Source organism: Aquicoccus sp., from assembly GCF_041686535.1.
GTDB lineage: Bacteria > Pseudomonadota > Alphaproteobacteria > Rhodobacterales > Rhodobacteraceae > Aquicoccus.
Genome location: NZ_JAWLDS010000094.1, coordinates 1 through 11,436 on the forward strand (window position 1 = coordinate 1; position 11,436 = coordinate 11,436).

The 11,436-nt window shown below is 63.4% G+C and carries 14 protein-coding genes; 5 read left to right on the forward strand and 9 right to left on the reverse strand.

Going from position 1 to position 11,436, the window contains the following annotated elements:
• Positions 1–330 (reverse strand): EamA family transporter (locus ACESL9_RS14815; protein WP_372675085.1); only part of this gene is annotated, 330 nt, incomplete at its 3' end.
• 103 nt (positions 331–433) lie between these two features.
• On the opposite strand from ACESL9_RS14815, the gene ACESL9_RS14820 reads away from it, so the two are divergent.
• Positions 434–967: a DUF6647 family protein gene (locus ACESL9_RS14820; RefSeq protein ID WP_372675086.1), complete on the forward strand. Its 534-nt coding sequence runs from the start codon at positions 434–436 to the stop codon at positions 965–967.
• 10 nt (positions 968–977) lie between these two features.
• Here the strand turns inward: ACESL9_RS14820 and ACESL9_RS14825 are convergent, their stop codons facing one another.
• The 5 genes from ACESL9_RS14825 to ACESL9_RS14845 form a co-directional block, all read right to left on the reverse strand.
• Positions 978–1,577 carry a LysE/ArgO family amino acid transporter gene (locus ACESL9_RS14825; RefSeq protein ID WP_372614850.1) on the reverse strand — a complete coding sequence of 200 codons (600 nt, stop codon included), beginning with the start codon at positions 1,575–1,577 and terminating at the stop codon, positions 978–980.
• 77 nt (positions 1,578–1,654) lie between these two features.
• Positions 1,655–2,923 (reverse strand): organoarsenical effux MFS transporter ArsJ, encoded by a 1,269-nt coding sequence (arsJ, locus tag ACESL9_RS14830; RefSeq protein ID WP_372614852.1) that lies wholly within the window; start codon positions 2,921–2,923, stop codon positions 1,655–1,657.
• Positions 2,920–3,918: an ArsJ-associated glyceraldehyde-3-phosphate dehydrogenase gene (locus ACESL9_RS14835; RefSeq protein ID WP_372614854.1), complete on the reverse strand. Its 999-nt coding sequence runs from the start codon at positions 3,916–3,918 to the stop codon at positions 2,920–2,922. The genes arsJ and ACESL9_RS14835 overlap by 4 nt, the downstream gene beginning before the upstream one ends.
• On the reverse strand, positions 3,915–4,760 hold the full coding sequence (locus ACESL9_RS14840) for a helix-turn-helix domain-containing protein (protein ID WP_372614856.1): 846 nt from the start codon (positions 4,758–4,760) through the stop codon (positions 3,915–3,917). The genes ACESL9_RS14835 and ACESL9_RS14840 overlap by 4 nt, the downstream gene beginning before the upstream one ends.
• Before the next feature lie 327 nt (positions 4,761–5,087).
• Positions 5,088–5,348 carry a hypothetical protein gene (locus ACESL9_RS14845; protein ID WP_372614857.1) on the reverse strand — a complete coding sequence of 87 codons (261 nt, stop codon included), beginning with the start codon at positions 5,346–5,348 and terminating at the stop codon, positions 5,088–5,090.
• A 46-nt stretch (positions 5,349–5,394) separates the two neighbouring features.
• Between ACESL9_RS14845 and ACESL9_RS14850 the strand changes: the two genes are divergently transcribed.
• The 4 genes from ACESL9_RS14850 to modC all read left to right on the forward strand — a co-directional run bounded on the left by ACESL9_RS14850 (position 5,395) and on the right by modC (position 8,405).
• Positions 5,395–5,766: a winged helix-turn-helix domain-containing protein gene (locus tag ACESL9_RS14850; protein ID WP_372614858.1), complete on the forward strand. Its 372-nt coding sequence runs from the start codon at positions 5,395–5,397 to the stop codon at positions 5,764–5,766.
• A 64-nt stretch (positions 5,767–5,830) separates the two neighbouring features.
• The gene (gene modA / locus ACESL9_RS14855) at positions 5,831–6,610 is read left to right on the forward strand and encodes a molybdate ABC transporter substrate-binding protein (protein ID WP_372614859.1); all 780 of its coding nucleotides are present in this window, start codon (positions 5,831–5,833) and stop codon (positions 6,608–6,610) included.
• Position 6,611: 1 nt separating this feature from the next.
• Positions 6,612–7,289 (forward strand): molybdate ABC transporter permease subunit, encoded by a 678-nt coding sequence (gene modB / locus ACESL9_RS14860; protein WP_372614860.1) that lies wholly within the window; start codon positions 6,612–6,614, stop codon positions 7,287–7,289.
• A 3-nt stretch (positions 7,290–7,292) separates the two neighbouring features.
• Positions 7,293–8,405, forward strand: a complete 1,113-nt coding sequence (gene modC, locus ACESL9_RS14865; RefSeq protein ID WP_372614861.1) for a molybdenum ABC transporter ATP-binding protein — start codon at positions 7,293–7,295, stop codon at positions 8,403–8,405.
• 94 nt (positions 8,406–8,499) lie between these two features.
• On the opposite strand, the gene phoU is transcribed toward modC, so the two are convergent.
• The 3 genes from phoU to pstA are packed head-to-tail and all read right to left on the reverse strand — an operon-like array spanning position 8,500 to position 11,329.
• Entirely contained in the window at positions 8,500–9,219 is a 720-nt protein-coding gene (gene phoU / locus ACESL9_RS14870) for a phosphate signaling complex protein PhoU (RefSeq protein ID WP_372614862.1), read from the reverse strand.
• 11 nt (positions 9,220–9,230) lie between these two features.
• The gene (pstB, locus tag ACESL9_RS14875) at positions 9,231–10,028 is read right to left on the reverse strand and encodes a phosphate ABC transporter ATP-binding protein PstB (protein WP_372614863.1); all 798 of its coding nucleotides are present in this window, start codon (positions 10,026–10,028) and stop codon (positions 9,231–9,233) included.
• 14 nt (positions 10,029–10,042) lie between these two features.
• Complete coding sequence (gene pstA / locus ACESL9_RS14880; RefSeq protein ID WP_372614864.1) at positions 10,043–11,329, reverse strand: phosphate ABC transporter permease PstA; 1,287 nt, start codon at positions 11,327–11,329, stop codon at positions 10,043–10,045.
• Positions 11,330–11,436 lie beyond the last annotated feature (107 nt).

The following is an 11,436-nucleotide window of genomic DNA, read 5'->3' on the forward strand; positions in this document are numbered from 1 at the left end:
ATAAACCGGCGCGAGATAGTTCATCGCGGTCACGTCCGCGATCGGAATGCGCGCCATCGCGAAGAACCACAGCGCCACGCCCACGGTATGGGCCAGCCCGCGAAATCCGAAAAGTCTCACCTGTCGTCTGGTCAACCCGGCCCGCAACATCGGCCGGATCATCGGGATCAGGAACACCAGCCCCAGGAGATAGCGCAGAAAGGCCGCCTCGGGGGCCGGAATGCGCGTGCCCAGCACCTTGACCATCGCCGTGACCCCGACAAAGAGGACCCCGGTCAGAACCATCCACATGACCCCGGCAACGGGTCGCGGTGCGCGCGCAACTTCCATGCGCCACATCTGGACATGAAGCGAATGTGCCTGCAAGGGATAACCTGTTAACTTTTGCCGCCCTGGCAGGTTCTGCAATGCGGAGTTGACGAAATCGCATGGCTTGTCATTCTACGCCATGCTGTCCGTCATCCGTATCCTGTTTTTTGCGTGGCTGATGCTGCTCGTGCCCGAGGGCAACGCCCGGGCACAGGTGATCGGGGAATGTGCGCCCCCTGCCCCGGCGCTCGTGGCGGCGCTGATCGACTGGATCGGGGCCGAAGGCGGTTACGACGTGACGGTGCTGCGTGCGGATCCGCCCGCGATCTCGTTCTGCCGAGCCGGAACGGTGATCGCCTACGAGGGCCACGACCTGATCGTCGATCCCGACCTGCGTGCTGCCTATGACGCGCGGTCCAACCTCATATATCTCGTCGAACCCTGGCACGAGACCGACCCGTTCGACCGCTCGGTGCTGCTCCACGAGCTGGTCCATGCCGCGCAGATCGGTGCGCGTGACTGGCCTTGCGTGCAGGCGATGGAATGGGACGCCTACCGGCTTCAGGATGCGTGGCTGCGACTCCAGGGGATCGAGTCCGGGTTCGACTGGTTCGAGATCTGGCTCCTGTCGCATTGCCCCGGCGAAGTACATCCCTGAGCGCGGCCCCTCAGCCGCCCAGAAGCAGTTTGGCCGCGATCGCCCACATGGTCAGCCCGACCACGAGGTCGAGCAACCGCCACGACGCGGGCCGCGCAAACAGCGGCGCCAGCACCCGCGCGCCATAGCCCAGCGCAAAGAAGAACACGAAACTGGCCGTCATCGCCCCCAGCGCAAAGGCGAGCCGGTTGTCATACTGCGCCGAGATCGACCCCAGAAGCACCACGGTGTCGAGATAGACATGCGGGTTGAGCCATGTCAGCGCCAGCACGGTGAGCGCCACGCCATGCAGGGAATGGCGCGCCTCGCCCCCCGAATCGAGCGCCGCGCCCCCGCGCCAGGCAGCCCAAAGGTTGCGCGCGCCATACCATATGAGGAACGCCGCCCCGAACATCCGCATCGCAAGCTCAAGCCCCGGCACCGCCTGCGCGAGCGCGCCGAATCCGGCGACGCCTGCCGCGATCAGCGCCGCATCGGACACGGCACAGATCAGCACCGTGGCCAGCACGTGCTCGCGCCTGAGCCCCTGCCTCAGCACGAACGCATTCTGTGCGCCGATCGCGAGGATCAGCGAAAACCCCAGCGCGAACCCCGCGAAAGCTGCCTGCATGCGTCCCCTGCCCTGTCCTTGCCCTGCGTGAACGTCCCCCTAGACCGGAATTCACCGGAGGTCACGTCCGAAGCGCCTCACGCAGGGGTGACATCAGGGTGCCCGGCGTGCAGCCGGCCGGCGGCGAGGGCCGAGAGCGCAACCATCACCGTCGCCGTTCCCAACATGAGGGCGAGCCCGCCCGCCTGATACGCAAGGCCCGACAGGACCGTGCCGATCAGGCGCCCACCGGCATTGGCCATGTAGTAAAAGCCCACATCCATGGTCACCCGCTCGGCCTTGGTGAAGGCGAGGATCAGGTAGGAATGAAGCGCGGAGTTCACGGCAAAGACGGCGCCGAAGACCAGCAGACCGGCCACCAGCGTGACGGTGAGCCAGGGCTGCGGCTCGGACGACGCGAGCGCCGCCAGGGTCAGCGCGGCGGGGATCGCGGCCAGCCCCCAGGCCCAGCCGCGCGCCGCGCCGATCAGGCCGGCCTCTGGTCGCTTGCGCGCCCGCAGCAGGCGGGGCGCGGCGGCCTGCACCGCGCCGTAAAGGATGATCCAGACCGCCATGAAGCTGCCGATGAGGAAGAACGCCACGCGGTCGCCCTCGGTGGTGCCATCCGACAGCACGGCATAGAAATAGACGGGAATGCCGACCACGAACCATACGTCGCGCGCGCCGAAGAGAAAGACCCGCGCCGCCGAAAGCCAGTTCACATTGGGCGATTTCGAGAACACTTCCGAGAATTTCGCGCCCTTGCGGCCCTTTGGCAGGCCCGCGGGCATCGCCAGAAGCACCGCCAAGAGGACCAGCGCAAGCACCGCTGCCATCGCCAGCACCGCCGCGGTGAAGCCAAAGGTGGCCAGCAACCCGGCACCGAGCAGGAAGCCCAGCCCCTTGACCGCGTTCTTCGACCCGGTGAGGAGCGCGACCCAGCGAAACAACCCGCCTTCTTCGGCCGGTGCGAGCAGCTTGACCGCCGATTTCGAGGACATCTTGGCAAGATCCTTGGCCACGCCAGACGCGCCCTGCACCACCATGACATAGGCAACCGACAGGCCGATCGTCCAACCGGGATCGAGCTGCGCCAGCGCGATGAGTGCCAGAACCTGCACGCCCAGGCCGGCATAGAGCGTCGACGTCAGCCCGAACCGCGCCGCGACCCAGCCGGCGGAGAGGTTCGTGACCATCCCCGCGATTTCATAGAGCACGAAGAGATAGGCCAGTTGCACCGGGGTGAAGCCGAGGATGTGAAAGTGCAGGAGCACAAGCATCCTGAGCGCGCCGTCGGTCAGCATGAACGCCCAATAGGCCGCCGTGACCGCGATATAGGCGCTGAGACCTTCGCGCGCTGCGGTCAAAGCGAGGCCCCCACCATCAGCGCCACGTCAACAAGGCGATGCGCATAGCCCATTTCGTTGTCATACCAGACATAGAGCTTCACCTGGGTACCGCCCACCACCATCGTGGAGGGCGCATCGACGATGCCCGAGCGGGTGTCGTTGGTGTAATCCGCACTCACGAGCGGGCGATCCTCATAGCCCAGGATTCCCGCGAGCGGCCCCTCGGCCGCAGCCTTGAGAAGGCCGTTCACCTCCTCAACGCTAGTCTCGCGGGTCATCTCGAAGACGCAATCGGTGATCGAGGCGTTCAGGAGCGGCACGCGCACCGCGTGACCGTTCAGCCGCCCCTCGAGTTCGGGATAGATCAGCGTGATCGCCGTGGCGCTGCCGGTCGTGGTGGGGATCAGGCTGTTGAGCGCAGAGCGGGCGCGGCGCAGGTCCTTGGCGGGGCGGTCGACGATGGTCTGGGTGTTGGTCACGTCGTGGATCGTGGTTATCGAACCGTGCCGAATGCCGATTGCCTCGTGCAGCACCTTGACCACCGGGGCGAGGCAATTGGTGGTACAGCTTGCCGCCGTTACGATGCGGTGACGGGTGGGATCGTAGACATCATTATTGACGCCATGGACGACATTTGCGGTGTCGCCATCCTTGACCGGGGCCGAAACGACCACCTTTTTCACGCCCGCCTCGAAATAGGGCGCGAGCCTGGCCTCGGTCTTGTGAACCCCGGTGCAGTCGATCACCACGTCAACGTCGTCAAGCGGCAGGGCCGACAGGTCGCGCGTGCCGATGAAGGGCAGCCGCTGCCCGTCGATGGTGACGCTGTCGGCATCATGCGAGAACTCCGCATTCCACCGCCCGTGCACCGTGTCGAACTCCAGCAGATGCGCGTGCATTTCCGGATCGCCCACGGCATCGTTGATCCATGCAATCCGTGCCCCGCGTTCCAGCAGGGGCCGGAGCGCAAGCTTTCCCACCCGTCCAAGGCCGTTGAGTGCATAGACGGTCATTCGAAATCTCCTTGTTGGGACGTGCCGATATCGTCAACAGCCTTTTGAAGCGACATCCGATCGAGCGTGTCGAGGGGCAGCGCGGTGAACACCGCCATCCGGTTGTGAAGCAGACCGTAGGTCTGATGAAACGCGAGGCTTTTCTCGGCGTCGGTGCCATCCACCTTGACCGGGTCGGGCATCCCCCAATGCGCACTGACGGGTTGTCCTGCCCAGGCCGGGCAATCCTCGTTTGCCGCCTGGTTGCAAACCGTGAAGACGAAATCGAATTTGGGCGCGTCGTCACGCTGGAACTCGGACACGTTCTTGGCCCGCAGTCCAGAAATGTCATGCCCCTTTTGCGCGAGGATCTCGAGCGCGAAGGGGTTGAGCTCCGAATAGGGTTTAGTGCCGGCCGAGTAGACCTCGAACCGGTCGCCCGCCAGCTTGCGGAGGATCGATTCGGCAAAGATCGAACGGGCCGAGTTGCCTGTGCAGATGAAAAGAACGTTGTATTTGCGATCGGGCATGGCGGTCGCTCCCGTGGACGATGAAAGTGAAAGGGGTGAGCAGAACTCCGGGCGGCCCCGACAGCAGTCGAGGAGCAGATAGTCGAGAGTGCGGCGCAGCTCTGTCATGGCGATGGTGTATCGAAGCGATGTGCCCATTCGCTCCTGGGTCACCAACCCGGCCTGCATCAATGCGGAAAGGTAGGCCGAAAGCGTGGACGCCTTGAGCCCGCGCGCCTGCGCCAGTTCACCGGCGGGCACACGATCCGGGTAGCGCCGCATCAAGAGGCGAAAGATCGCCAGCCGCTCGGGGTGGCCGAGTGTCGCAAGACGTGAGGAAATTTCTTTTTCCATATTTCACGAATAACAGAAATAAATTGCGATGGAAGTGCGAACCGGCATTGTTGCAAAGGTTTCACACGCATGTCTTTGCGGGTTTTCTTGTCATCGCGCCCGCGCCCGGCATTTCCCCGACAAGGCGTGTTTCACCGGATTGGTCTTTCCCGGTCCCGACCACGGGACGACCCCCGAACGCCGACGGAGACGAGCGAGCGGCGGGTGCCGGAACCACCGGACAGAAGAAGGGGCGTAATCATTTCGGCAAGACCTTGTATCCTTTCACGCAGTTGAGGCGGGCCTAAGTCTCGAAGGGGTTTGGCTTCATAGGCTGAGCCCACGGAGTCATTTTACGCGCGGGGTCTCGGAGTCCTGTCTCACGAACCGGTCATAGGTGGAGCGCATACCCACTTCCAATCCGATCCCCCTCGCCAACCCATACGTGCCAGTCGACACGCCCATCAGCTTGCGCATCGTGCCCTCGGGCTTGCCGGGATTGGCGGTGATGCGGCCCCGAAACCCGGTCACCGCAGCCATCCTCCGTGCAAGCCCGATGATCGACAGGAAAGCCCGCGCAAAGCGCGATACCACCAGCCCATGCGGCATTGAATTGCGCTTGCATCCCGCCGGCGCCGTCCATGATAGTGGGGATATGGATGAGAATACCATTCGCCCTGCCCTGCGCATCCGGGTCGTCTTTGGCGAGGCTGGAATGATCGGCCCTGGCAAAGCCGAGTTGTTGGAGCGTATCGACCGTTGCGGTTCCATCGCGGCGGCGGGGCGTGAAATGCGCATGAGCTACAAGCGCGCCTGGCAACTGATCGGCACATTGAACAGCATGTTCCGCGATCCCGTCGTGGACAGCACACGCGGTGGACCCGGCGGGGGTGGAGCCGCCTTGACCGAAACAGGCAAGAAAGTTCTCGAACTTTATCGCGCCTTCGAGGCCGATGCGGCGCAGGCAGGGGCCGCACGCCTGGACACGATGCGCGCGATGCTGGTGGATACTCCCGAAGGCAAATAGCGATTGACCGTCCAATGATCCGCCTGCGATATGTTTCATGAACCATATCAGCAGGAAATCCCCGATGCACATTCACGTCGCGCGCCGGTTCACGATCATGGCGATATCGGCCCTTTTCGTTTCAGGTCTACCGCTACAGGCATCCGCGGAGAGAGCACTGGTCGCCACTGCCGCCAATTTTGCCGAAGCAGCCGAGGCGATGGTCGAGCCCTTTCGCAACGCGACCGGCCATGATCTGCAGCTGACCACGGGCTCGACCGGCAAGCTTCTTGCCCAGATCCGAGAGGGCGCACCCTTCGACGTGATGCTCTCGGCCGATGCCGCCACGCCCGCAAGACTGATCGAGGATGGAAAGGCGGTGGCCGGGACATCGTTCACTTATGCCATCGGTCGGCTGGTGCTCTGGAGCGACGATCCCGGTCGGATTGGCGCGGATGGCGCTGCAGCGCTCGAAAATCCGGATTTGCGCTTCGTGGCGCTGGCCAATCCCGATCTTGCGCCCTATGGCGTGGCCGCGCGCGAGGCGTTGCAGTCACTGGGCCTGTGGGAGGCGCTGCAACCCAAGCTCGTGATGGGGCAGAACGTTGGCCAGACCCATTCCATGGTCGCGACCGGCGCCGCCGAGATCGGTTTCGTGGCGCTGTCGGCTGTCACCAGCCCGCGCGCCACCAGCCAAGGCAGCAGCTGGGAGGTGCCGCAGGAACTGTTCACTCCGATCCGTCAGGATGCCGTGCTGCTCGACCATGGCGCGGACAACGCCGCAGCGCAGGCATTTCTCGCGTTCCTGCGCACCGATGAGGCCGCCGCGGTGATCGAGCGCTTCGGTTACGCAGTCGGGAATTGACATGACGCTTCCCGATCTTGGACCGCTGTTCCTGACCATCCGGCTGGCCGCGATAACGACCGTGATCCTGCTCATCATCGGCACGCCGATCGCCTGGTGGCTCGCGCATACGCGGTCACGTGCGAGATCGGTGGTCGAGGCGGTGACAGCCTTGCCGCTGGTGCTGCCTCCAACAGTGCTGGGCTTCTATCTGCTGGTGTTTCTCAGTCCCAATTCCACCATCGGTGGGCTGTGGTTGTCGGTGACGGGGACCACGCTGACATTCTCGTTCCTGGGCCTGATCATCGCCTCGGCCATCTACTCGCTTCCATTCATGGTCCAGCCGCTGCAAGGTGCGTTCGAGGCCGTCGGGCGCGGGCCCCTCGAGGCGGCAGAAAGTCTGCGCGCCACGCCGATGGACGCTTTTCTCACGATAGCCACGCCGATGGCGGTGCGGGGCTATCTCACGGCAACGGTGCTGACATTCGCCCATACGATCGGTGAGTTCGGCGTGGTCCTCATGGTCGGAGGCAACATCCCCGGCCGCACCAAGGTGGTGTCGATCCAGATCTACGAGAACGTCGAAACCATCGATTATGCCGCCGCGCATGGCCTGGCGGCGATCCTGCTGGTGTTCTCGTTCACCGCGTTGTTGTCGGTCTATATGTTCAACCGCCGATTTCCTGTGCACGTGGGGTAGACCATGGCCGATCTTTCCGTCGATGTGCACGTGCAATACCCCGAATTCGAGCTTTCGGTGGCAGAAGTCTTTCCCGGCAGCGGGATCACGGCGCTTTTCGGCCCGTCGGGCTGTGGCAAGTCCACGCTGCTGCGCGTGATCGCGGGGTTCGAGCGGCGGGCAAGCGGCCGGGTGCATTTTGGCGAAGAGCTCTGGCAAGGCGGGCGCAGACGCCTGGCGCCGCATCTGCGCGGGGTTGGCTACGTGTTCCAGGACGCGCGGCTGTTTCCGCATCTGAGCGCGCGGGGCAATCTCGATTACGCCCACAAGCGCGCGGCGGACGTTCCGGCGCGCTATGGCTTCGACGATGTCGTGGACATACTAGACCTTGCGCCGCTGTTCGACCGCCGCGCCGCCCAGCTTTCGGGCGGGGAACGCCAGCGCGTCGCAATCGGGCGTACCCTGCTGGCACGGCCCCGGCTCCTGTTGATGGACGAACCGCTGGCCGCGCTCGATACCCGCCGCAAGGCAGAGATCCTCCCCTATGTTTCCCGGCTGGCCACGGCCTTCGACATTCCTATCATCTATGTCACCCACGCGCTCGAAGAGGTGACCCAGCTTTGCGACCGTATCGTGGCGCTTTCCGCTGGACGGATCGTGGCGACCGGCGGCGTGGCCGAGGTGCTCGAACGCCTCGACCTGGCCGACGTGCAGGGCCGGTTCGAGGCGGGTTCGGTGCTCAGGGGGCATGTCGCGGCACAGGACACGGCGCTTCACCTGACGCGGGTCGAGTTGGGCGGCTTCGCGCTCGAAGTGCCGGAGATCGGCCTCACACCGGGTGCCGAGGTTCGCCTGCGCGTGCGGGCGCGCGATGTTTCGCTGGCGCGCACAAGGCCCGAAGGGTTGAGCATCCGCAACATCCTGGATGCGCGCGTGCTAAGTATCTCCGAAGAGCCCGACACCGCGCATGCCGAGCTTCTGCTGGATCTGGGTGGTCAGAACTTGCGCGCGCGTATCACGCGGGCCGCCGTGCGGGAGCTGGGGCTTGTCCAGGGGGCGCAGACCTTCGCGCTTGTCAAATCGGTCTCGTTCGACCGCCAGGCATGGCCCAGAGCCAGTGCGGTCGCCCCGCCCTGAGTGCCCGGGTACCCCACACGGTCGGGGCCGTCACAACTGTGGTGTGCCGTCACTTGTGTCTTGTCGGCTCCATATACGGGCGCGCCGACAGGCTTCACCCGGCGTTTTCACCGGCCCCGCCCAAGGCCGTCGTGTCCCCCTTCGGGCGATCCTCATCCGGCATTTCGCCGGTGACCAGATAAATCGTCTGATCACTGATCGAGGTGGCGTGGTCGCCCATGCGCTCGATATTCTTGGCGATGAAGTGCAGGTGCATGCTGGCCGTGATGTTGCGCGGATCCTCCATCATATGCGTCAGGAGCGAGCGGAACAGCGTGTTGTACATCTGATCGACCTCGAGATCGCGCGTCCGCACGTCCTCGGCCTTTTCGGCGTCGCGCTCGATATAGGCCTGCAGCGCGTCGGTCAGCATCTGCTCGACCATGCGCGCCATGCGACGCAATGCAGGCACCGTGCCGTCGATCGGTGTCATGTCGATCAGTACGGTGTTGCGCTTGGCGATGTTCTTGGCGTAGTCGCCACAACGCTCCAGGTGCGAGCTTATCGACATCACCGAAAGCACGGTGCGCAGGTCGCCCGCCGTCGGCGCGCGCAGGGCCAGGACGCGGGCGGTCTCCGACTTGATCTCTTCATCCATCGTGTCGATGATCTTGTCGTCCCGCCGGATCTGCTGGCTCAGGTCCATGTCGCGGGTTTCAAGGGCCGTGATCGCGTTGCTGATCGCCTTTTCCGCCTGGCTGCCCATCTTCACGATCATTGCCTGGAGAGCTTCGAGGTCGCGGTCGAAGGATGATACGATATGCTGCGAAGTCATGATACGTATCCTTACCCGATCCGACCGCTGATATAGCTTTCGGTCCTTGGATCATGCGGGTTGGTGAAAATCGTGTCTGTGTCGTCGAATTCCACCAGGTCTCCGAGATGGAAGAAGGCGGTTCTCTGACTGACACGGGCGGCCTGCTGCATCGAGTGGGTGACGATCACCACCGAGTAGCGTTGTTTCAGTTCGTCGATCAACTCTTCCACCTGGGCCGTGGCGATCGGGTCAAGCGCGGAGCACGGCTCGTCCATCAAAAGCACCTCGGGGGCAGTGGCTACGGCGCGCGCGATGCACAGGCGCTGCTGCTGGCCACCGGAAAGGCCAGTGCCGGGGGTGTCGAGCCGGTCCTTGACCTCGTCCCAGAGCGCTGCGCGACGCAGGCTTTTTTCCACGATCTCGTCGAATTCGGCCTTGTTCCGGGCCATGCCATGGATCTTGGGGCCATAGGCGACATTGTCATAGATCGACTTGGGGAAAGGGTTCGGCTTCTGAAAGACCATGCCCACTTTCGCGCGCAATTGGACCGGGTCCACGTCGTGGTCATAGATATTCTTGCCGTCGAGGTTGATGTCACCTTCGACCCGGCAGATGTCGATCGTATCGTTCATGCGGTTCAGGCAGCGCAGGAAGGTCGACTTGCCACAGCCCGAAGGCCCGATAAAGGCAGTGACCTTCTTGTCCTCGATATCGACGTTCACGTCCTTGATGGCCTGGGTGTCGCCATAATAGACCTGCACGTTCCTGCACTGAAACTTGATATCCTTCTGGTCCACGGAGCTTTCCCTTTTCGGTATGTCGTACATTTTCGGGTCCTCTCTTACCATTTCCGCTCGAACTTGTGGCGCAGGTAAATGGCGATGGCGTTCATCGTGATCAGGAAGGTCAGCAACACGAGGATTGCGGCCGAGGTGCGGCTGACGAAGCCGCGTTCGGGACTGTCGGCCCAGATGAAGATCTGCGTCGGCAGGGCGGTGGCACTGTCGAAGGGCGTCGAGGGCGCCGAGGTGATGAAGGCGTTCATCCCGATCAGCAGGAGCGGTGCGGTCTCGCCAAGCGCCTGCGCCAGGCCGATGATCGTGCCCGTCAGGATGCCGGGCATGGCCAGCGGCAGGACATGGCCGAAAACCACTTGCTGCTTCGACGCGCCAACCCCCAGCGCCGCCTCGCGAATCGATGGTGGCACGGCCTTGAGGGCCGCGCGAGTGGCAATGATGATCGTCGGCAGCGTCATCAATGCCAGCGTCATCCCGCCGACGAAGGGTACCGAACGCGGCATCCCGAACCAGCCGATGAAGACGGCGAGACCCAAAAGGCCGAACACAACCGACGGTACGGCGGCAAGGTTGTTGATGTTGATCTCGATCAGGTCCGAGATGCGGTTCTTCGGTGCGAACTCCTCGAGATAGATCGCGGCCCCGATGCCCACGGGAAAGGACAGCAGGAAACACACCAGCAGCGCATAGGCCGACCCGATGATCGCCCCCTTCAGCCCGGCAACCTCGGGAAAGCGCGAGTCGGCATTGGTCAGGAGCGCCCAGTTCAGGGGCTTCGTTACGAATCCCGCATCGACAAGCTTGTTGAAATTGGCGATCTCGTCGTCCTTGAGGCGGCGGTTTTCCTCGGGGGTTTCGGGATTGATCAACCCCTTGTTGAGCTGGTCATAGGGGTCTGACACCGGCACGTTTATCTTCACGGTCTGGCCGATAACCCCGGGGTTCGCCACAGCCCTGTCGCGAACCGTGAACTGCGCCCTGTTGGACAGGATTTTTGTCAGCTTGCGCAACTCATCGCGGTCATCGGCCACGTCCGAGAATTCCTTGTGCATCGTGTCACTCAGGATCTGGCGATAATTGCCGCGCTCGGGGGCGTCGGCGTCAATCAACTCCGGATCGAAATGCACCGCGATTTCCAGATGGGTCTGCGTGAAGGCATGATACCCCGTCGATATCAGCGAGCCGACCAGCAGCAAAAGCATCGCAAACGCGATCGAGATCGCCCCAAGGCCGAGGGTTTTCAACCACAATTCGTTGCGTTTGCGTTTGCGCAGGCCGGCCTGAAAGGCAGGCGCTGCCCAGTCGAACTTGTCGTTTGTCGCGTCGGTCATGCCCGGGGTCCTAGTCGTAGATTTCACGGTATTTGCGCACGATGCGCAGGGCGGCCACGTTGATGATCAAGGTCATCACGAACAGCACCATGCCAAGCGCGAAGGCG

What these genes read in the sequence shown, in the direction of transcription:
- ACESL9_RS14825 (WP_372614850.1), bottom strand. Translation starts at nt 1,577, where the DNA reads ATGCAGGCAGCTTTCGCGGGGTTCGCGCTGGGGTTTTCGCTGATCCTC.
- ACESL9_RS14835 (WP_372614854.1), bottom strand. Translation starts at nt 3,918, where the DNA reads ATGACCGTCTATGCACTCAACGGCCTTGGACGGGTGGGAAAGCTTGCG.
- ACESL9_RS14840 (WP_372614856.1), bottom strand. Translation starts at nt 4,760, where the DNA reads ATGGAAAAAGAAATTTCCTCACGTCTTGCGACACTCGGCCACCCCGAG.
- ACESL9_RS14845 (WP_372614857.1), bottom strand. Translation starts at nt 5,348, where the DNA reads ATGCCGCATGGGCTGGTGGTATCGCGCTTTGCGCGGGCTTTCCTGTCG.
- ACESL9_RS14850 (WP_372614858.1), top strand. Translation starts at nt 5,395, where the DNA reads ATGGATGAGAATACCATTCGCCCTGCCCTGCGCATCCGGGTCGTCTTT.
- modA (WP_372614859.1), top strand. Translation starts at nt 5,831, where the DNA reads ATGCACATTCACGTCGCGCGCCGGTTCACGATCATGGCGATATCGGCC.
- modB (WP_372614860.1), top strand. Translation starts at nt 6,612, where the DNA reads ATGACGCTTCCCGATCTTGGACCGCTGTTCCTGACCATCCGGCTGGCC.
- modC (WP_372614861.1), top strand. Translation starts at nt 7,293, where the DNA reads ATGGCCGATCTTTCCGTCGATGTGCACGTGCAATACCCCGAATTCGAG.
- phoU (WP_372614862.1), bottom strand. Translation starts at nt 9,219, where the DNA reads ATGACTTCGCAGCATATCGTATCATCCTTCGACCGCGACCTCGAAGCT.
- pstB (WP_372614863.1), bottom strand. Translation starts at nt 10,028, where the DNA reads ATGTACGACATACCGAAAAGGGAAAGCTCCGTGGACCAGAAGGATATC.
- pstA (WP_372614864.1), bottom strand. Translation starts at nt 11,329, where the DNA reads ATGACCGACGCGACAAACGACAAGTTCGACTGGGCAGCGCCTGCCTTT.